This is a genomic window from Bacillus sp. (in: firmicutes) (genome assembly GCF_031983925.1).
GTDB classification, from domain to species: Bacteria; Bacillota; Bacilli; order Bacillales; family Bacillaceae_G; genus Bacillus_A; species Bacillus_A pacificus.
In genome coordinates this window covers 157,453-177,684 of record NZ_DALYZR010000005.1, presented here as the reverse complement: position 1 = coordinate 177,684, position 20,232 = coordinate 157,453, and the positions used below count along the sequence as shown (strand labels likewise).

23 protein-coding genes and 1 pseudogene are annotated in these 20,232 nt (G+C 36.3%); 20 read left to right on the top strand and 4 right to left on the bottom strand.

What is annotated here, in order from left to right; all coding sequences use genetic code 11:
• The first annotated feature begins 50 nt into the window (after positions 1 to 50).
• The 3 genes from RTP99_RS17585 to RTP99_RS17575 all read left to right on the top strand — a co-directional run bounded on the left by RTP99_RS17585 (position 51) and on the right by RTP99_RS17575 (position 2,977).
• Complete coding sequence (locus tag RTP99_RS17585) at positions 51 to 2,510, top strand: LamG-like jellyroll fold domain-containing protein (protein ID WP_000442462.1); 2,460 nt, start codon at positions 51 to 53, stop codon at positions 2,508 to 2,510.
• Positions 2,511 to 2,590: 80 nt separating this feature from the next.
• Complete coding sequence (locus RTP99_RS17580) at positions 2,591 to 2,794, top strand: hypothetical protein (protein ID WP_000391504.1); 204 nt, start codon at positions 2,591 to 2,593, stop codon at positions 2,792 to 2,794.
• A 12-nt stretch (positions 2,795 to 2,806) separates the two neighbouring features.
• A complete protein-coding gene (locus RTP99_RS17575; RefSeq protein ID WP_001174849.1) occupies positions 2,807 to 2,977 on the top strand; it encodes a hypothetical protein in 171 nt (56 codons plus the stop codon).
• 28 nt (positions 2,978 to 3,005) lie between these two features.
• Here RTP99_RS17575 and bcaP read toward each other — a convergent pair whose 3' ends face one another.
• Positions 3,006 to 4,409 (bottom strand): branched-chain amino acid transporter BcaP, encoded by a 1,404-nt coding sequence (gene bcaP / locus RTP99_RS17570; RefSeq protein ID WP_000838699.1) that lies wholly within the window; start codon positions 4,407 to 4,409, stop codon positions 3,006 to 3,008.
• Positions 4,410 to 4,570: 161 nt separating this feature from the next.
• Here bcaP and RTP99_RS17565 point away from each other — a divergent pair, with 161 nt between their 5' ends.
• The 9 genes from RTP99_RS17565 (at position 4,571) to RTP99_RS17525 (ending at position 12,354) form a co-directional block, all read left to right on the top strand.
• Positions 4,571 to 5,794, top strand: a complete 1,224-nt coding sequence (locus RTP99_RS17565; RefSeq protein WP_373696334.1) for a cation:proton antiporter — start codon at positions 4,571 to 4,573, stop codon at positions 5,792 to 5,794.
• 204 nt (positions 5,795 to 5,998) lie between these two features.
• Positions 5,999 to 6,313: a hypothetical protein gene (locus tag RTP99_RS17560; protein WP_000704954.1), complete on the top strand. Its 315-nt coding sequence runs from the start codon at positions 5,999 to 6,001 to the stop codon at positions 6,311 to 6,313.
• A gap of 29 nt (positions 6,314 to 6,342) precedes the next feature.
• Positions 6,343 to 7,206 carry a MurR/RpiR family transcriptional regulator gene (locus RTP99_RS17555; RefSeq protein WP_000648180.1) on the top strand — a complete coding sequence of 288 codons (864 nt, stop codon included), beginning with the start codon at positions 6,343 to 6,345 and terminating at the stop codon, positions 7,204 to 7,206.
• Positions 7,207 to 7,360: 154 nt separating this feature from the next.
• Positions 7,361 to 8,245 carry an N-acetylmuramic acid 6-phosphate etherase gene (gene murQ / locus RTP99_RS17550; RefSeq protein WP_000892335.1) on the top strand — a complete coding sequence of 295 codons (885 nt, stop codon included), beginning with the start codon at positions 7,361 to 7,363 and terminating at the stop codon, positions 8,243 to 8,245.
• 24 nt (positions 8,246 to 8,269) lie between these two features.
• Positions 8,270 to 9,634, top strand: coding sequence for a PTS transporter subunit EIIC (locus RTP99_RS17545; protein ID WP_000711321.1), 1,365 nt, complete (start codon positions 8,270 to 8,272; stop codon positions 9,632 to 9,634).
• 48 nt (positions 9,635 to 9,682) lie between these two features.
• On the top strand, positions 9,683 to 10,747 hold the full coding sequence (locus RTP99_RS17540) for a DUF871 domain-containing protein (protein ID WP_000901933.1): 1,065 nt from the start codon (positions 9,683 to 9,685) through the stop codon (positions 10,745 to 10,747).
• A gap of 160 nt (positions 10,748 to 10,907) precedes the next feature.
• Positions 10,908 to 11,312, top strand: coding sequence for a DoxX family protein (locus RTP99_RS17535; RefSeq protein WP_046646383.1), 405 nt, complete (start codon positions 10,908 to 10,910; stop codon positions 11,310 to 11,312).
• Positions 11,313 to 11,467: 155 nt separating this feature from the next.
• Positions 11,468 to 11,869: a nuclear transport factor 2 family protein gene (locus RTP99_RS17530; protein ID WP_001123573.1), complete on the top strand. Its 402-nt coding sequence runs from the start codon at positions 11,468 to 11,470 to the stop codon at positions 11,867 to 11,869.
• A complete protein-coding gene (locus tag RTP99_RS17525) occupies positions 11,869 to 12,354 on the top strand; it encodes a PRK06770 family protein (RefSeq protein WP_000898004.1) in 486 nt (161 codons plus the stop codon). Before RTP99_RS17530 ends, RTP99_RS17525 begins: the two co-directional genes overlap by 1 nt.
• Positions 12,355 to 12,388: 34 nt before the next feature.
• Here the strand turns inward: RTP99_RS17525 and RTP99_RS17520 are convergent, their stop codons facing one another.
• On the bottom strand, positions 12,389 to 13,300 hold the full coding sequence (locus tag RTP99_RS17520; protein ID WP_001146281.1) for a DMT family transporter: 912 nt from the start codon (positions 13,298 to 13,300) through the stop codon (positions 12,389 to 12,391).
• A 205-nt stretch (positions 13,301 to 13,505) separates the two neighbouring features.
• On the opposite strand from RTP99_RS17520, the gene RTP99_RS17515 reads away from it, so the two are divergent.
• Positions 13,506 to 14,000, top strand: a complete 495-nt coding sequence (locus RTP99_RS17515) for an Lrp/AsnC family transcriptional regulator (protein WP_000446104.1) — start codon at positions 13,506 to 13,508, stop codon at positions 13,998 to 14,000.
• Positions 14,001 to 14,128: 128 nt separating this feature from the next.
• Complete coding sequence (locus RTP99_RS17510; protein WP_000686654.1) at positions 14,129 to 14,584, top strand: N-acetyltransferase; 456 nt, start codon at positions 14,129 to 14,131, stop codon at positions 14,582 to 14,584.
• 66 nt (positions 14,585 to 14,650) lie between these two features.
• Here RTP99_RS17510 and RTP99_RS17505 read toward each other — a convergent pair whose 3' ends face one another.
• The gene (locus tag RTP99_RS17505; RefSeq protein ID WP_000878069.1) at positions 14,651 to 15,421 is read right to left on the bottom strand and encodes an SDR family NAD(P)-dependent oxidoreductase; all 771 of its coding nucleotides are present in this window, start codon (positions 15,419 to 15,421) and stop codon (positions 14,651 to 14,653) included.
• Positions 15,422 to 15,559: 138 nt separating this feature from the next.
• Here RTP99_RS17505 and RTP99_RS17500 point away from each other — a divergent pair, with 138 nt between their 5' ends.
• From RTP99_RS17500 to RTP99_RS17480, 5 genes and pseudogenes are all read left to right on the top strand, one after another.
• Positions 15,560 to 15,919, top strand: coding sequence for a MerR family transcriptional regulator (locus RTP99_RS17500; protein ID WP_000288057.1), 360 nt, complete (start codon positions 15,560 to 15,562; stop codon positions 15,917 to 15,919).
• Between the two features lie 413 nt (positions 15,920 to 16,332).
• The gene (locus RTP99_RS17495) at positions 16,333 to 16,677 is read left to right on the top strand and encodes a DMT family transporter (protein ID WP_000796013.1); all 345 of its coding nucleotides are present in this window, start codon (positions 16,333 to 16,335) and stop codon (positions 16,675 to 16,677) included.
• A gap of 2 nt (positions 16,678 to 16,679) precedes the next feature.
• Positions 16,680 to 16,995: pseudogene (locus RTP99_RS17490) on the top strand (DMT family transporter).
• A gap of 152 nt (positions 16,996 to 17,147) precedes the next feature.
• On the top strand, positions 17,148 to 17,726 hold the full coding sequence (locus RTP99_RS17485) for a TetR/AcrR family transcriptional regulator (RefSeq protein ID WP_041184468.1): 579 nt from the start codon (positions 17,148 to 17,150) through the stop codon (positions 17,724 to 17,726).
• Between the two features lie 212 nt (positions 17,727 to 17,938).
• On the top strand, positions 17,939 to 19,141 hold the full coding sequence (locus tag RTP99_RS17480; RefSeq protein ID WP_000742972.1) for an MFS transporter: 1,203 nt from the start codon (positions 17,939 to 17,941) through the stop codon (positions 19,139 to 19,141).
• 33 nt (positions 19,142 to 19,174) lie between these two features.
• On the opposite strand, the gene RTP99_RS17475 is transcribed toward RTP99_RS17480, so the two are convergent.
• Positions 19,175 to 19,513, bottom strand: a complete 339-nt coding sequence (locus tag RTP99_RS17475) for a winged helix-turn-helix transcriptional regulator (RefSeq protein WP_001059476.1) — start codon at positions 19,511 to 19,513, stop codon at positions 19,175 to 19,177.
• A gap of 169 nt (positions 19,514 to 19,682) precedes the next feature.
• Here RTP99_RS17475 and RTP99_RS17470 point away from each other — a divergent pair, with 169 nt between their 5' ends.
• The gene (locus RTP99_RS17470; RefSeq protein ID WP_000511567.1) at positions 19,683 to 20,222 is read left to right on the top strand and encodes an ester cyclase; all 540 of its coding nucleotides are present in this window, start codon (positions 19,683 to 19,685) and stop codon (positions 20,220 to 20,222) included.
• Positions 20,223 to 20,232 lie beyond the last annotated feature (10 nt).

The following is a 20,232-nucleotide window of genomic DNA, read 5'->3' as shown; positions in this document are numbered from 1 at the left end:
GTTCAGTACAATAATCATTGTAATTAATTGATTATATGAGGAGGATTCATGTGGAAAGAACAGCTTTACGAAAAGTAAAAGGACTTATTGGATTATTAATGGTTTTTGTATTAGCGTTCGTATCATTTCCGTGGAGTACATCAGTTAAAGCGGAAGAGAAAAAGCAAGAAAAGGCACCGAGTGAGAAGAAGATAGTTTTTCCAGTTGTAAGTGATGTACATATTAAGAATAGTGGAACGGATGATACGTTTCGCTGGAAACGAGCAATCGAGCAACTGAATACACTTGCACCTAAACAAGATGCGTTTGTAATTGTGGGAGATTTTACTGATTCAGGATCGGTACAACAATATGATCGTTTCATGCAAGTGTATAATGAAAATGCAAATAAAGATGCCGTGCGAATGAATTCTCTTGGTAACCATGATTATTGGAACGGTTTATCTGTAGAGGGCGCACAGAAGCGTTTCTTAGAAAAAACAGGAATGGAATCGATTTACTATCACAAAGTGGTGAAAGGTTACCATTTCCTTGTTATGTCTCCGGAAGATGGGACAACTCATGGATATTATTCAGACAAGCAAATTAATTGGTTAAAAGAAGAAATGGCAAAGGCACAAAAAGATGATCCAGAAAAACCAATTTTCGTATTTTTACACCAACATATTAAAGATACAGTATATGGTAGCCAAGAGTGGGGAACAAAAGATAGTGCAAAAATTAACGAGGTGTTGAAAGCATATCCACAGGTTATTACGTTTTCAGGTCATTCACATTATCCGTTAGATGATCCAAGATCGATTCATCAAAAAGACTTTACATCAGTTGGTACATCTTCAGTAAGTTATATGGAAGTTGAAGGTGGTAAAGTACAAGGGAATATCCCACCAGGAGCTAGTACATTAAGCCAAGGGTTATTAGTAGAAGTAGACGATAAAGAGGTAACGATTAATCGCCGTGATTTCCATACAAATTCTTGGACAGGCGAGCCTTGGAAAATTAAATTACCAGCAAAGAAAGAAACATTTACACATGTAGAAGATCGTGATAAAGAAAAGCCTTACTTTGCAAAGGATGCAAAGATTGCGGTATCAAATGTAACAGAAAATGCAGCAACAGTAACATTCCCACAAGCACTGGATAACCTTCTTGTTCATTCTTATCGCGTACAAGCTAGAGATAAGCAAACGGGAGAAATAAAGAACAAATTGTTGGCATTCTCAGAGTTTTATCGTGATCCAGTGCCGAAAGAGCTCACATTTACACTGGCAGGGTTAGATGGTGGGAAAACATATACACTTGAAGTAGTTGCGATTGATTCATTTGGCAATGAAAGTGTACAACCATTAACGGCGGAAATTACTACGAAAAAAGATAATATTGACCCGAATGTGAAAGTTCCAAAGGCTGATGTTTTCGATGTGAACTTTGCAGATGGTACATTTAAAGACAATTCACCGTTTGGTACAAAAGGTGATGTGAAGGGCAATGTGACTATTGAATATGATAAAGCATTGAAAAAGAATGTTATGAAATTAAACGGAAAAGCAAACACATTTGGATACCTTCCATTTTCAGCAGCACAAAAAGAAAAAGTTGTAAATACGTTTACGTTAGAAACAGTATTTGCAATGAATGAAATTCGCGGACAAGGTATTTTGCAAAATACAGAGAGTGGCGGAATTGGTTTTGAATCTACAGGAAGTGGATATGTTGAATTATGGGCTCACATTGGCGGCAGTTATAAACGTGTTGGCGTTCAATTAGAAGCAAACAAAACATATCACTTAACAGGAACGTATAACGGAAGTGAAGTAGCTATTTATGTAGATGGTAAAAAAGTAAATAGCCAACCGGCTACAGGAAAAGTGTATCATCCAAATGTACCATTTGCACTTGGAGCGGATCCTGATAGCAATGGGAATGGTGGTATTCCGTTAAATGGACAAATCGCGCTTGCGAAATTATATAGTAAAGCGTTAAGTTCTTCAGAAGTATTAGCAGCGTACAATGAGTTTTCTAACCGTACGAAGTTAGAGCAAGTAAATGCGTTATTTGAAGAACTTGGAAAAGTAAAAGAAGTGTTAGCTGGTACGTATGAGTTTGGGGATAAGCCAGGTCAATATTCAAAGGAAGCATTTCAAGAATTAGAGAAAAGCTATAATAATGCAAAACAAGTGTTTGAAAATGTAGCGAGTACGGGAGAACAAATTGTTCAAGCATATAATGAATTAAAAACTGCAAATCAAACATTTATACAATCTAAAGTAGTAGAACAACCGAAAACATTGAAAGAAAAATTACAAATGAATATTGAATCTGCAAAAGCAGTAGTGAAAAAAGCGCAAGCTGCAAATGTAACGGACGGTTCAGTGAAATCATTGAGTCAAAAAATTACAGTGGCAGAATCTGTGTTAAAAGATGCGAAAGTAAAGGATGCACAGGTAGAAACGATGAATCGTACATTAGAGTATGCGATTTCACTCGTTGAAAAAAGCATAAACAAATAAGAGAGAAGAGAAAGAAGCTTATCATGATAGGCTTCTTTTTTGTTATACTAAAAGTAGCATAGAATGAAGGAGCGAATAATTTGGAAGAGAAAAAGTTAAAAAGAATTCTTGAATATGTATGGATCGCGGTTGTGCTCCTTGTAGGATATTATTTCTTAAAAGAAAAAAGTATATGGGTTTTATTTTTAATGACGTTTTTATTAGCGGGTTTAGGCACGTTATTTATTAATTTCTTCTTTGATAGTTTAAATGCATGGAAGAAGAAAAAGAAGGGAACGAAGTAAAGGAGGGAATATATGCAAAAGTGGAAGCTCATATATCAGGTGATTATTTTCTTAGTGCTTGTAGGTATTGGAATTATTAAATACGCAACGCTAATAGGGAATTGGGCATCGTTTACAGCTTGCATCGGCATATTTTTCATTTTACAATCGTTAACGAAAAAATATAATAGCACAGAAAGATAGCTCGCCGTTTTATTGGCGAGCTATTTTGTTATGCTTTTTTCTGTTCATCGTTTGCTTTTTCAGTAGCTAAATGACTATGTTTTCTAGAGTAGAAGAAATAGAAGCATAAACCGACTATAAGCCAAGCTATAAAGCTAATCCATGTCGTTTTAGATAAATTAGCCATTAAATATAAACAGCAAAGAATAGCGACAACTGGTAATACAGGTACGAAAGGTGTACGGAATCCGCGTTTCAAGTCAGGGTGTGTTTTTCGTAAAATAAGTACTGCACAGCAAACGAATGTGAAGGCTGTTAATGTACCGATATTTACTAAATTCGCTAATACGTGCAGATCTAAAAGTCCTGCTAATAAAGCGGCAACAACACCAGTAATCCACGTATTTAATAAAGGGATTTTCACTCTTTTATTTACACGTGCTAACGCTTTTGGAAGTAGGCCATCGCGGCTCATCGCATATGAAACGCGAACTTGTCCATACATAACGACTAAGAGAACGGTTGTCATTCCAGTCATCGCTCCAACAGCGAGTAGTCCTGCAATCGTATCTTCCCCAACGAAATGCAAGGCAAACGCAACTGGATCAGAAACATCTAATTGTGTATACGGAACCATACCTGTTAAAACGAAAGATACAATCATGTATAAAACAGTACAAATAAGAAGGGAACCGATAATGCCAATTGGTAAATCACGCTGTGGTTTTTTCGTTTCTTCCGCAGCGGTTGCGATTGCATCAAAGCCTAAGAAGGCGAAGAATACAGTAGCAGCTCCAGTAATAATACCGTCGTATCCGAATGGGATGAACGGTGTCCAATTTTCAGGTTTTACATATTTTGCACCTGCTACGATAAAGGCGATAATAACTGCTAACTTGATCAGAACCATAATATTATTAATGCGTGCGCTTTCACGTATACCAAAACTTAAAAGACCGGTAATGATGAGTAAAATACAAACAGCTGGTAAATCAATGAGACCACCTTTTCCTACGCCAGGTGCCGAGGCGATTATGGCGGGCAGATGGATGTTAAATCCTTGTAGTAAAGACTGTAAATAACCAGACCAACCGACAGCTACTGCTGCGACTGCCAGTAAATATTCGAGCATTAAACACCATCCGACGATGAAGGCGACGACTTCCCCGACTGTCATGTATGCGTAAGTATACACACTTCCTGAGACAGGAATAGAAGAAGCAAATTCGGCATAACAAAAGGCTACACAAGCACAAGTAAATGCAGCAATAAGAAATGATAACATAATACCAGGACCAGAATGTTTCGCTGCAACAATACCTGTTAATACAAAAATCCCTGTGCCAATTACGGCGCCAATTCCTAAAAACGTTAAATCAAGTGCGGTTAATGTTCTTTGTAGTTGTCGTGGTGATTCAGTAGTAATCGCCTTTTTTCGTAATAATGATTTCACTTTGGACTCTCCCCCCGTTTTTCATTTCCATAACTGCGAATGTAGTATGAGCCCACTAGAAAAGAGTATGTAAGGAAATCGAGGTACAGTTATGGTGCGTAGTTTTTTAAAATTGCTGGATTAATCTTAATATAATTCAGAATATTTTGTCAAATAAAAATATGACAAATAAAATGCGGATGAATAGGAGAAACTACTTGCAGGGATGGACGAGGGTTAACGACCCACTGATTAAAGTTAAAGTAGGAGAAGATGCTATGTTATTTTATTTTGAACTTGTCGTCATTTTACTTTGTACGAAATTAGCTGGTGATATTAGCGTAAGGCTTGGCCAGCCTTCTGTACTTGGTAAATTAATTATCGGTATTATTATCGGTCCAGCTGTACTTGGTATTATAAATAGTTCTGAACTGATTGATGAGCTGAGTGAGATTGGTGTTTTACTCCTTATGTTTATGGCTGGACTTGAAACAGATTTAGAAGAACTAAATCGGAATTTGAAATCATCATTTGCAGTAGCAGCTGGTGGAATTATTTTTCCTTTCATCGGTGGTTATGTAACAGGATTGCTGTTTGGACTAATACAATCTCATGCAATTTTTTTAGGGTTATTACTTTGCGCAACGTCAGTTAGTATTACAGTGCAAACGCTAAGAGATTTAGGAAAAATGAATACGAGAGAAAGTACAACGATTTTAGGTGCTGCCGTATTTGACGATGTGATCGTCGTTATTTTATTAGCGTTTGTTATGAGTTTTTTAGGAACGCAAGATGTGAATATAACACTTGTTATCGTAAAGAAAATTATTTTCTTCGTCAGCATCGTTTTTATCGCATGGAAAGTTGTTCCGTGGATTATGAAAATGCTTGTACCACTTCGTGTAACAGAAGCTCTAATTAGTGCAGCTCTTATTATTTGTTTCTCTTTTTCGTATTATAGTGAAATGATGGGGATTGCAGGTATTATTGGCGCATTTGCAGCCGGAATTGCCATTTCTCAAACAGAGTATAAGCACGAAGTAGAACATAAAATTGAACCGATTGCGTATGCGATATTTGTGCCAGTGTTCTTCGTAAGTATTGGAATGGAAATTACATTTCAAGGTATTGGAAGCCAGCTCTGGTTCATTATCATTATGACGCTTATTGCGATTTTCACAAAGTTAATTGGATCAGGTTTAGGAGCAAGGCTAACAGGATTCAACCTTCAATCTTCTATTAGTATCGGAGCTGGGATGGTATCACGTGGTGAAGTAGCGCTTATCATCGCAGCGAATGGACTTACGGCAAATTTATTAGCGAAAGAAAATTTCACAGCGATTGTTATTGTCGTTATATTGACGACGATTATTACGCCGCCGCTTTTGAAGAAGTATTTCGTATAGTGAGGAAGGGCTTATCTGACGTGGATAAGCTCTTTTTTTATCCCATTAAAGTCCGATTGGTGAGAGCTGATAATCAGTGGGGGATGAAGAAAACCCCCACTGATTAAAGTTTCACTTTATTGGAAAAAGCAATAGTCATATAGCGTGAATGGGTTGTAATTATGGTAAAATCTACGTATATGATAAGTCGAGGGGAGAAAATGTGTGAAGATTACGAAGGAGAAGGTTATCGGTGTAATCGTACTTATTGCCGTATGTATACCATTTACTGCATGGAAAGAATCAAAAGTGAAAGATTTTCCGGTTTCTATTTTCTCGGAAGAAGCAGATGGTGAGTACGACCAGAAGCTGAAATATACTGCTTTTTTACCTGATGTTGCGATTTGGATGAAAGGTTGGGAAAAGAAGTGGACAGAAGGGGAAAGAACTGTTTATCAAAAAGGGAATCGCATTGTAAATGTGTTTCATCCTCCTGGCGATAATGGTTTTTACCTTCTTGAAGCAAGAGAAAATAAGTAAACGCAACCGTAAGAAGTGGAGGTTAAATAGTGAAAGCTTCAACGTTACTATTTAAAATTGAAAGTAATATGGATCAATTTTCACCAGCTGAAAAGAAGGTTGCCATGTACATAACGGAGAATGCAGAGATTGTTCCGAACTTAACGACGAAAGAAGTGTCAACGAATGCAGGCGCAAGTGAGGCGAGTGTTGTTCGCTTTTGTAAGTCGATTGGAATCGGAAGTTTTAAAGCATTTAAAATCGCGCTCGTTCGCGAATTAACGATTGCTGATTATAATATTAATGATTTTTCAGTGATGAATACGGAAGATGGACCGTACGACTTGTTTAATAAAGTTACGTATGTGAATAAAGCTGCAATTGAGGCGAGCGTGACGGCGATAGATAAAAAAGAACTTGAAAAAGCTGCAGATCGTATTGTAAATGCCGATAAAATTATCTTTTACGGAGTAGGCGGATCAGCTACTCCGGCGATGGACGGAGCTTATAAATTTACAAGGCTCGGATTTACAGCGATGATGCTATCTGATTTTCATATGATGTTGCCACTTGTGACGAATTTAAAAGAAGGCGATATATTTGTGGCAATTTCAACATCTGGTCGTACGAAAGATGTACTTGAAATGGCGCAATATGCGAAGAGACAAGGTGCAACAGTTATTGCGATTACGAAGCTTGATCAATCATCACCGTTATATAAAGAGGCAGACATTCGTCTTTGTATGCCAGATGTAGAACAAGATCATCGTATTGCAAGTATTGCTTCAAGAATGACGCAATTGAACATGATAGATGCTCTATATGTGATTACCTTTAATCGTATTGGTAATAAAGTGCTGGATCAATTTATGGAAACAAGAGAAGAAGCTTTGCGATTACGGAAGCTAAAATGAGAAGATGGGGAAACCCATCTTTTTTTGCATACGGACGGACATAAATTCGTCATGAAAAGAAATTAAATTTCATAAAATAATAAAGTAATATTGATTTTAAATTTCTTAAAGTTATAATTAAAGTATGAAATTAAATTTCAAAGTAGGTGGGAATATGTTAGAAAATTTATCGACAGAACACCGTAATGAAAAGACGATGAATTTAGATGAGATGAGCATAAAAGAAATTCTGCAAAGTATGAATGAAGAAGATCGTACTGTTGCGTTAGCAGTTGAAAATGAAATAGAGCAGATTGAAAAAGTTGTGCAGACTGTTATTAAATCTTTCGAAGAAGAGGGTCGATTAATTTACATTGGGGCTGGTACAAGTGGCCGTTTAGGTATTTTGGACGCAGTGGAATGTCCGCCGACATTTGGCACAGACGATAAAATGGTGCAAGGATTTATAGCAGGTGGATTGAAAGCGTTTACTAAAGCGGTAGAAGGTGCAGAAGACCGTGAAGAGTTAGCGGACGAAGATTTAAAAAGTATAGGATTAAATGAGAAAGATACAGTGATTGGAATTGCAGCAAGTGGTCGAACTCCTTATGTTATTGGTGGCTTGAAGTACGCGAATCGTGTAGGAGCGAGTACAGCGAGTATCTCCTGTAATAAAAATGCTGAAATAAGTAAATATGCAAAAATAAATGTGGAAGTAGGAACAGGCGCAGAAATTTTAACAGGCTCAACGCGTTTGAAAGCTGGTACAGCGCAAAAATTAGTACTCAATATGATTTCAACAGCATCTATGATTGGTGTAGGGAAAGTATATAAAAACTTAATGGTAGATGTGCAATCTACAAATGAAAAATTAGTAGAACGATCAAAACGAATTATTGTGGAAGCAACAGGTGTTAGTTATGAAGTAGCAGCGGAGTATTATGAAAAAGCAGAACGTAACGTGAAAGCTGCGATTGTTATGGTGTTGTTGCAGTGTGAGTATGGGGAAGCACTGCAGAAATTAAAAGAAGCGAAAGGGTTTGTGAAAAAGGCACTATAAAATAATAGGGAGGGGGATTCTATTATGAAGAAAGAAGAGAGAATGGCCAGAGAAATTTCAGAGCAACTTGGGGGAGTAAAGAATATTCGTGGCATTGCTCATTGTATGACGAGACTACGGTTAACGCTTCATGATGAAAGTAAAGTGAACATGGACCTTTTGAAAAAAGTTGAAGGGGTTATGGGCGTTATTGAAGATGAGACGCTTCAAGTTGTTGTTGGTCCGGGAACAGTAAATAAAGTAGCAGCTGAGATGGAAGGTTTAACAGGACTCCGAATTGGTGAAGTGGCAGATCATCACCTTGAAGATCTTGGGCAAGAGATGAAGTCAGAGATTAAGAAGAAAAATAATACACCGGTGAAAAACTTTTTAAGAAAAATAGGAAGTATTTTCATTCCATTAATTCCGGGTCTTGTTGCATCAGGTATTATAAACGGGGTCGCTAACTTTGCGAAAAATGCAGGTGCTGATCCGAATGCAACGTGGCTACAAATGTTGCTACTCATTGGCGGCGGTATCTTTACATTCTTAGGCATTTTAGTCGGCTGGAATACAGCGAAAGAATTTGGCGGGACACCGGTTCTTGGAGCAATTGCTGGTATTTTAATTTTCAACCCGGCGATGGCGACTGTAAAATTATTTGGTGAAGCGCTCGTACCCGGACGGGGCGGATTGTTTGCCGTTATTTTTGCAGCGTGGCTTATGGTTGTAGTAGAAAGACAAGTTCGAAAAGCTGTGCCAAATGCAGTTGATATTATCGTGACACCGCTTATTACTGTGTTAGTCGTAAGTATCGTAACGATGTTAGCCATTCAGCCGGTAGCAGGTTTCTTATCTGAAGGAATTACAAGCGGCATTAATGGTATTTTAAATATTGGCGGCGCGTTTGCGGGAGCAGTACTTGCAGGAACATTTTTACCGCTCGTTATGGTCGGATTACATCACGGTTTAACACCGATTCATATGGAGTTTATTAATCAAACGCACGTAACACCTTTATTACCAGTACTCGCAATGGCTGGAGCTGGTCAAGTAGGTGCAGCAATTGCGATTTTTGTAAAAACAAAAAATAAACGACTTCGTAACGTAATTAAAGGGGCATTACCAGTTGGATTTTTAGGAATTGGCGAACCGTTATTATACGGGGTTACATTACCACTTGGAAAACCGTTTCTTACAGCTTGTTTAGGGGCAGCTGTCGGTGGTGCATTCCAAGCAGTTATGAAAACAGCTGCACTCGGAATTGGTGTATCAGGATTATCATTAATTCCGTTAATTGCTGATAATAAATATTTACTATATTTCCTTGGATTAGTAGTGGCATATACTTTCGGATTCATCTTTACGTACTTCTTCGGATTTAAAGAAGAAATGGCAGAAAACATATAGAGAAAGGGATTCCTTTCTCTTTTTCTATTCATGGAAAGGGAGATTCATATGCTAGGAGTATCAATTTATCTTTCAAAAGAGCGAGTAAAGAAACAAGAAGAATGGCTAAAAGTAGCGAAGGAAAACGGGTTTTCATCTATTTTTACATCACTTCATATACCAGAAGATGACCCTGGTACATATAAAGAGCTAATTCAAATACTTGGGAAGCAGGCTCTTGAAAATGAAATGGAGTTAATGGTCGATGTTTCTCCAAAATCGTTACACCATTTAGAAATGACATACGAAAATGTGGAAGAGTTAGTAGAGTGGGGCATTACTGGTTTACGAATGGACTATGGCATCACGCCGAAAGAAATCGCGCGCGTATCCCATAAAATGAAAGTAGCCTTAAATGCGAGTACGATTACAGATTCATTGTGGAAAGAGTTAATCACTGAAAAAATACGGGTAGAGAATGTAGAAGCGTGGCATAATTTTTACCCGCGCCCAGAAACAGGACTAGCAAAGTCCTTCTTACAAAAACAAAATGAATACTTACATGAGTGCGGAATAAAAACGATGGCATTTATTCCAGGGGATGGGGAGAAACGAGGCCCGTTATATGAAGGCTTACCAACGTTAGAAAAGCACCGCAATATGCGCCCGCTTGAAGCGTACTTAGAACTTGTACAAGCTTGTGGTGTCGATAAAGTGTTAATTGGGGATATAAGCGGAAGTGTAGAAAGTGTACAAGAGATAGCGAGTGCGAGTAGAGGGATTATTCCGTTGCGGTACAAATCGTTTATAACTGATAAAGAAGTATTAAAAATGGTAGAGCAAGTGCATACGAATCGATTAGATCCAGCTCGTGATGTCATTCGCTCAGTAGAATCGCGAGAAGAGCATAAAGTGATTTTACAGCCTATGCATACAATTGCAAGAAAGAAAGGCAGCATTACAATTGATAATGAATTGTACGGTAGATATGCTGGAGAGATGCAAGTTGCTATACATGATTTGCCTGCAGATGAGAAAGTGAACGTTGTTGGCATGGTTGTAGAAGAGGATATATCTTTATTGCCGTATGTTGGTGCTGGAAAAATGTTTCAACTTTTTTGTGTAATAGAATAAAAGCTTGAATTAGCGCTATTTTGTAAGAAAACATTATCCGTAAAAGGGATAATGTTTTTTGTTTTCTTTAAAAAAGTATTTGACGAATGAAATGAAATACCGTATTGTTTTGACTTGTAAATAAAAGTTCACCATAACAAAACAAAAAGGAGAGAAAAAAATGAATCAATATATTGGGAATTTAATTATTCGTATCGTGTTAGGAGTAACGTTCTTTGCACATGGTTTAGCGAAGTTTCAATCAGGTATCGATAACGTAGCAGGATGGTTTACAAGCATTGGCTTACCAGGCGGTCTTGCATATGGCGTAGCAACAGTTGAATTAGTTGGTGGTATATTATTAATTATCGGTTTAGGCGTACGATATGTAGGATTGCTATTCGCTCTTATTTTAGCTGGAGCTATCGTAAAGGTAAATGGAGCAGCAGGTTTATTAGGAGATGGAAAGAATCCAGGATATGAATTAGATCTTGCATTATTATCAATGGGTGCGTATTTATTCGTTGTAAAAGCAGAAGGATATATAGATCGTTTCTTAAAAGAGAAAGTAATGAAAACGAAGTAAACTTATTTATAAATTGTTGACTTGAATCATTATTGTAACTATAATGATTACAACGCGTAGAGTAAGAATACAACAATTTAAATATTTTTTTACACGCAGTGTAACAGTTGTAGTTACACTGTGTGTAAAAAATAAATAAAACGGGAGGAAGTAACATGCCTAAAGCAAATTTAGAAATTATTCGAAGTACATATGAAGGATCAGCTTCTTCGAATGCAAAACATTTAGCAGAAGCTCTCTCTGAAAAAGTAGAATGGACGGAGGCAGAAGGGTTCCCGTACGGGGGAACTTATATCGGTGTAGAAGCAATAATGGAAAATGTATTTAGCCGATTAGGATCAGAATGGAATGATTATAAAGCGAGTGTAAATATGTACCATGAAGTAAGCGGAAAAGATGTGATTATTGCTGAAGGTATGTATTCAGGAGTTTATAAAGACACGGGAAAATCATTTGAGGCAGAATTTGTTCATGTATGGCAACTTGAGAACGGTAAAATTGTGAAGTTTAAGCAGTATGTAGATAGTCATCTTGTTAGGGAAGCGATGAAGAGTTAATGCTTTTTAAATGGATCGTAAGTATATGCATTACAATTATAGTAATTTTCTCGTCTATAGTTGGCGGAAAGAAATTGCTTGCATATGTGGAAAAAGAAAATAAAAATATTCAAACCCAGCAAGCGGCAAACGAAAAAGAGAAGAAAGTTGCAGAAGAATCTCCACAAGTTAGTGAAGGTGAAATTATTTCTACTATGCACAAAATGGTACACCAAAAGGTAAAATCCTCTGAAAAATGGGGATTTGTAGAAATGACAAACAAGGAAATTTCTAATGTGAAAAGAGATATTGAAAATAGTAAAGGTTTTCAATATAAAATGAAGTTATTTTCTATTATAAATAGATGGGAAAAAGGAGATTTTTCTCAAACTGTTGAGGAGCACAACTTTTTATGGAGCCTTCAAGGTGGAGATACTGGCAAGGCAACAGAACGTTTATCACCAGAAGAGGAAAAGCAGTATATAAAAGAAATGAAGAATAAATAAAAACATCGCCAACTCAGATGACGATGTTTTTTCATTACGAATGTTTTCGTATTAAAGCTCCAGTTGGCTGAACAGTAACTGTTTTGAAATGAGAAAATAAATAACATCCTGTTACAACGATCATTGTCCCTACAATTTGTATCCATGTTAGTTCTTCACCGAGGAACAGGAATGCTAAAATAGCGGTAAAAATTGGATTAAAGTTTAGAAAAATACCAGATGTAGTTGCTCCTAATTTTTGTACGCCAACATTCCAAAATACCATACAAAGAACTGTGGAAATGAGTCCTGTATATAAAAGTGATGTTATAAAAGAAGTGTTGATATTTGTAACAGTGAAGCTTCCAGTGTTAAATGGCAGTAATAAAATAACGCCGAAAATACCAGAGTATAATGTGGCCATGAGTGGTGTCGTTGTTTTTGTTGCCCATTTACTACAAACAGAATAGATTCCCCAAATGCAAACAGCCGCAATCATCCATAAGTCACCACTATTAAAATGTAGTGAAAATAAAAGTGCAAGGTTACCTTTTAATAGGACGAGGATCACCCCGAAGAATGAAAGAATCATAGATAAAATTTGAAGTGTATTTACTTTTTCTTTTAGAAATAAGACAGAAAATAATGCGATTGAAATTGCGTTTAATGTAGAAATAAGCCCTACATTTGTTGCGGATGTTTTTTCTAATGCTAAAAATTGAAAGATGTTAAAAAGAGCGACCCCTGAAATCCCCATGAGTATTAACGGAAGTATCGCCGCGCGTGGTGGAATGATTTTCTTTTCTTTAAACCATACCATCGGTAATAAACAAACAATCGCAATCATCCATCTTAAACTTGTAAGTGTCATTGGAGATGCGTGATCAACGAGTGATTTTCCAACGACAAAGTTTCCTCCCCATAATAAGCTCGTTAGTAATAGTAAAAAGACATAAAAATAAGGCATATTAAAATCCCCTTTGTTGTAATCAATGTGAATTTTAAATAATTTTAGCATTTTTCTTCTGTATGTAATATATTCTTTTGTATAATGAACAAAAGTCGATAAAATATTTTGTTTTAAATAGTGTTTTAGAAATGATGTTCAGTTTTATATAAGTTGTAAGGTGTTTTTTCGAATAATCATCGGTAAGAAAAAAGGGGGAATTGTAATGGAGTCGTCAGTTATTAAAGTGTTGGATGATTTGGACGTACAAATTTTAGATATATTGCAGAAGGAGTCACAAGTAAGTAATGCAGAGCTTGCACGACGCGTTAATTTATCACCAGCTGCAATGCATGCAAGAATTAAAAGGTTAGATGGAGAAGGATTCATTGATAAGCAAGTAGCTATTTTAAACCAAGAAAAGCTTGGTTTTGATTTGTTATGCTTCATTTTTATGAGTACGAATATTCATCAATCGGATAAACTTGAAGTGCTGGAAAAAGAATTAGAAGCGATGCCTGAAGTGTTAGAATGTCACTGCTTAACAGGAGAGTATGATTATTTATTAAAGGTTGCAAATCGTGATCGTAAAGAATTAGAGCAGTTTATTAGAAAGCTAAATAAGCTTGGTATTACAAAGATACAGACGAGTTTAGCACTTCGTGAAATTAAATATTCGACCGTATTACCGATACGAAATGAGGGACCGAGCATCGATTAGATCGCTTGGTTTTTTGTTTGTATAAAGTGATTGACGAGACGAAAAGAGAGATGTATTATTATATAAAAATATGTATTAAAATTCACTTTAAGTTATAAATATTAATATCGGGGACAAGGGGATAGAATATGAAAATCTGTAATGCGGTTACGAGTGATGTGAAAGAAATTTATAATCTCATTGAGATTTACGCAAAAGAGGGAGTGGTTTTACCGCGTTCTCTTTTATCTCTCTATCAATATTTACAATGTTTATATGTTATGAAAGAAGAGGGGGAAATCATCGGAGTTGCTGGTTTACATGTATTAGGAGAGGACCTTGCAGAAGTACGATCGTTAGTCGTTTCGCATACATATGCAGGAAAAGGGATTGGACGTATGTTAGTAAACCATGTAATAAATGAGGCGGCGAAAATAAAAGTGAGTAGAGTTATTTCTTTAACATATGAAACGGAATTTTTTCAAAAGTGCGGGTTTGATTTTGTGAATAGAGATGCTTTCCCAGAGAAAGTATGGATTGATTGTAGGCATTGTCCAAAGGTTGATTATTGTGATGAGGTGGCGATGATTCGGTATGTTGGGTGAATTTTTCAGACAGAAAAAATCCCACTATTATTTACGTAATAGTGGGCATCTGTGTTTTAGGGGAAATTAAGAACTTGAATTCGTTTTTCTTACTGCAAACTTAAAAATGGGGTTTTTAAGTTCATAGTTATAAGTAGAACCATCGACAAGCCCTACAACTTTATCGCTATCGTAAAGATCGAGCATAAATTGTGCCATTTGTTTTGCAGTGTGGAATTTCGGTACAACATTATCGTATTGGAATTCATCAATATCAAATGAACGCTTTGCAAATTCTGTTTCAGTTGCAGCTGGAGCTAAAACTTTTGCTTGCAGTTTTGCGCCTTGTTCCCTCAATTCGTGAGACAACCCTTCTGTAAATGCACTTACGTAGAATTTCGTAGCACAGTACGTAACAGCGTTAGCAACAATCGTGTATCCACCGCCCGATGAAACGTTAATAAGCTGTGTTCCATCAACCATGGAATAATCTCGAACGAAAAGAGAAGAAAGTATCGTTAGTGCTTCTATATTGACATGCAACATCTTCTCTATTTTATTTAAATTTTGTTTGGCAATTGAAGCGAAATTACCAAAACCTGCGTTGTTAATCCACGTTTCAATTTGAAAAGTTTGTAGGCTTTCATAAAGCTTATAAACATTTTCTGTGATGGACAAATCCGTTCTTCGAATGACAACATCCAATTCTGGATTCATTTCGTTAATTTTTAATTTTAATCTGTCTAATTCTTCTTGTCTTCTAGCTACAAGTATTAAGTTCTTTCCGCGAGATGCAAAGGCTAAAGCTGCTTCATAACCGATTCCAGAACTTGCACCAGTAATAACAGTGTATTTCATATAAAATCCCCCTAAGTTCAAATGAATTTATTATAGTTAGATTTTATTTGTTAGAGTATACTCTAAGTCAAATGTTTTTTTATAAATTTGATAAGGTCGTAAAATATATGAGGGTAAGTATGTGGAGGGAGTTAGAGTATGTACACAATTAGCGAGGTGGCTAAATTAATAGGAGTAAGCACTCATACATTACGTTATTATGAAAAGGAAAATATATTAATTGCAAATCGTAATACAAATGGAAATAGAGTGTATGATGAATCACATATAACATGGTTGCAGTTTGTAATGAAATTAAAACAAACGCAAATGCCAATAGCGAAAATAAGGGAATACGCCAGGTTATATTTAGAAGGAGAGCATACAACTGAAGCCCGTTTACAGCTCCTAGAAGATCATAGGAAATCTATTCAAGATCAAAGAGAAAACTTAGTAATTACAGAGAAGATGCTTGAGAATAAAATTATTGCATACAAGGCCTCTTTGGAAAATAAATAGAAAACAAAATCCGCTCCTTAGTTATAGGATAAACATGGATTTGATCTCATAGTGTGTTGGCAAATAAAAAAGAGCAGCTAGCAAAAGCTAACTGCTCTATTCAAGGGATCTCTCCAAGGGGGAGTGGAGAAAATATTATGTTACTAGCAGTATTGACAGATTATTAGGAAATATACAAATCTGATGAAAGAAATTTTAAATAAACTTTCGGCATTGACAGTTTTTAAAATATTCATGTACAATATATATGAATGACATTCAGTCATTTCCTGTGAAAGCGTGTAGTTAGTTTGGAAACGGAACAAATATAAATGGTAAATGAGGATGATAGTTGTTTATATAATAGTAGTGATGAAGGAGTATATTTTTTTAAAACAAAAATGACTGATAGTCAGTCATAAGAGGTGAGAGGTATGAAGAATAGAGCTTGGTTATATGTCATATTAACATGCATCTTTGAAATTTTTTGGGTGTTTGGTTTTAATACGGCCGATACTTGGTGGCATTGGATTATTATTTTAGGCGTTATCGCTGTTGATTTTCACTTCCTTTCTAAAGCGTGTGAACATCTTGCAACAGGGACTGTATATGCCATTTTTGCCGGAGCTGGTACGGTAGGTACTTTCTTAATGGATGTATTCCTTTTCGGCGGAAGTTTTAGTGTAGGGAAATTATTCTTTATCGTGATGGTTGTAGCCGGCGTTATCGGTTTAAAACTAGCTGATAATAAAGAAGAAACTATGGAAGGAGCTGCTTAAGGATGGGTTGGTTTTTCGTATTTTGTGCTGCAATTAGTGAAATAGTCGGTGTGATCGGTCTTAAAATGTATAGTAAAGATAAAACGTTAGCAAATGGTGCACTTTATATAGGTGGGTTTGCTACATCCTTTGCATTCTTGTATACATCTTTCTTATTTTTACAAGTAAGTGTCGCGTATGCGGTTTGGATTGGTATTGGAACAGCAGGTGCCGTTTTATTAAACATGTTCCTGTTTGGTGAGTCGAAAAGTAAAGCACGTATCATTAAGTGTAGCTCTTATTGTATGCGGCGTGACAGGGTTAAAGGCTCTTTCTTAAAGGTATTTGGTGTTTTTATCTCCTAATTTTTGGTTAGGAGATTTTATTATGAAAAAAATGATTTCCTCGCAAAGTTCACTATCATTGACAGTACAATCGATTATCTTATAAAATGAGTGACAGTCATTCAATACGCGTGTGAAAGGGTTTAGATGATGAATAAAAAAGAGAAAATTGTCTATGCAGCTATTGAAGTGTTTCAGGAAAAGGGCGTTGAAAAAACGAAGATTTCTGATATCGTGAAATTGGCTGGCATTGCACAAGGAACTTTCTATTTATATTTTCCTTCTAAGTTATCTGTTATGCCTGCAATAGCAGAAGTGATGGTTGAGAAGATGATCCTTGCAGTGAAAGAAAAAGTGCAAAATGATGCGCCTTTTTCAAATAAAGTTACGCAAGTAATAGATGCGGTGTTTCACTTCATAGCGGAATATCGTGAAATACAAGCTTTAATGTATGCAGGTCTTGCATCTACGGAACATATAAAAGAATGGGAAGCTGTGTATGAGCCTCTTTATATGTGGCTAAGTGAATTTTTAAGTGGGGCGAAAGAAGCTGGTGAAATTCGTGATTCGGTTCACGCAGAGCGAACAGCGAAGTTATTTATCGCTCTAGTTGAATCAGCAGCAGAACAAGTGTATTTATATGATCATAAAGATGATGAGCAAGTTGAGCTACAAAAGGCAGAAGTACTAGATTTTTTAACACATGCATTACATATAAAGAAATAGTGAGATGAACCTGTCTGAGAAGGTAGGTTCATTTTTGAGGAAAACTGAATGATAGTCATTCACCTAATGCGTATGTATGTGTGGAAGGATACAGTGAAATTCTAACGAGTAGGGGCATCTCTACTCATGATTAGCCCACAAATAGCAGGATAAAGAAAAAGCTTCTTGGGCATTATTTTTTTGAGGGGAGCTTACGGGAAGAGGTGTTGAAAGTGAAGAAACCGATAAAAGAACAAAAGGTGGTATTGGTCATTCTTTTGAGTAATATATTTATCGCTTTTTTAGGGATTGGATTAATCATTCCGGTTATGCCGTCCTTTATGAATGATATGGGTTTAACAGGTAAGACGATGGGATATCTCGTTGCAGTGTTTGCAATGGCTCAGCTTATTGCTTCACCTATTACAGGCCGATGGGTCGATCTTTACGGTAGGAAGAAAATGATCATCATTGGATTATTTATTTTTGGTGTTTCAGAGCTTCTTTTTGGATTAGGAACAGATGTATGGATGCTATATGCAGCGAGGGTGTTAGGCGGAATTAGTGCTGCGTTTATTATGCCTGGTGTTACTGCATATGTTGCGGATATTACATCTATGCAGGAACGTCCAAAGGCGATGGGATATTTATCTGCTGCTATTAGTACCGGCTTTATTATAGGTCCTGGAATCGGCGGATTTATTGCAGAATACGGTATACGTGTGCCGTTTTTCGTTGCAGCAGCAATTGCTTTTATAGCATGTGTAATTTCGATCTTTATTTTAAAAGAACCGTTAACGAAAGAAGAGCTTGCAGAGATTTCTTCTAATACGAAAGAATCAAGCTTTATTGGTGATTTAAAGAAATCATTACATCCAATGTATGCAATCGCATTTATTATCGTATTTGTACTTGCATTCGGTTTATCAGCGTATGAAACTGTGTTTAGTCTGTTTTCTGATCATAAGTTTGGATTTACACCGAAAGATATTGCGGCAATTATTACAATTAGTTCAATCTTTGGGGTAGTTGTGCAAGTGTTTATGTTTGGTAAATTGGTTGATATATTCGGTGAAAAAGTGTTAATTCAAATATGTTTAATTGTAGGTGCAGTATTAGCGTTCGTTTCAACGGTAGTCTTTAATTATTGGATTGTACTTCTCGTTACGTGTTTCATTTTCCTTGCATTTGATTTACTTCGTCCAGCTTTAACGACGTTTTTATCAAAAGCAGCTGGAAAAGAGCAAGGGTTCGTTGCTGGTATGAATTCGACTTATACGAGCTTAGGAAATATCGCAGGACCAGCGATGGGCGGAATATTATTTGATATGAATATTCATTATCCATATGCCTTTTCAGGAGTTGTTTTAATAGTTGGTCTTGCTATTACATTTATGTGGAGAGAGAAACAGTTGGCTGAAAGTTTTGCGAAGTAATAAACCCCCTTACGACGGTAAGGGGTTTTTGTTTTATAAGCTTAATCCAAACCGTTTTAATTCAATAAATATCCCCTCTAATTGCTTTCCTTTATCCGTTAATGTGTACTCTACACGAGGCGGAACTTCTGGATATACTTTTCTCGTTATAATGCCTTGAGACTCTAATTCTTTTAGTCGAAGCGATAATGTTTTTGGACTAATACCATCCATTGATTTTTGTAAATCACTAAAGCGTAATGTTCCTTCGATAAGAAGATCACGAATGATTAAAAATGTCCATTTCGTACGAATTACATCAAGCGTTTTAGCGATAGGACAAGGTATGCCAGGTAAACCTTTCGTTAATTCAACTGAATCTATATTGTTCATGGAACTAGCCTCCATAAAATTTTTTTGGCTGAATTTTCTTTATAGTATCACATAACTATACTTTTGGTAACTATATGAAAAAAATATCACTACTTCCATAAAGGAAGTTAGTGCATATACAATAGCAATACGAAATACAAAGGGTTTAGATGAGGAGGAGGTGATTTTCATGGGGATAAAAAAGTTGTTTAGATTCCTTAGTTTGTTTGTTGTTTGTATTGTACTTGTAGCATGCGGCGTGGAAGAAAAAACGGAAGTCCAGTTATTAAAAGAAATGCCAAAGCCAAAAGCGATGACAATTGATCCCTCATTAAGTCAAAAGGAGGCGACCGAAATGGTTCATGCAGCGCAGCGTTTTTATGCATTTTGGGATACAGGTAAAGAGGAGCTTATTCCGCAGACTGTTACTGAAAATTTTTTCGATCATACATTGCCGAAAGGGCGACCACAAGGCACGGAAGGATTAAAATTTGCGGCGCAAAATTTTCGTAAAATCGTTCCTAATATACATTGCGAGATTGAAGATTTATTAGTCGTTGGTGATAAAGTAACAGCTCGTCTTTCTTTTACAGGAACGCATAACGATAAAAAAATCGATTTTTTTGCAATTGATATTTTACATGTAAAAGACGGAAAGATTACAGAAGACTGGCATTTAGAAGATAATCTTACGCTGAAACAACAACTTGGGTTAATAGCTGAGGAGTAAATTATATAGG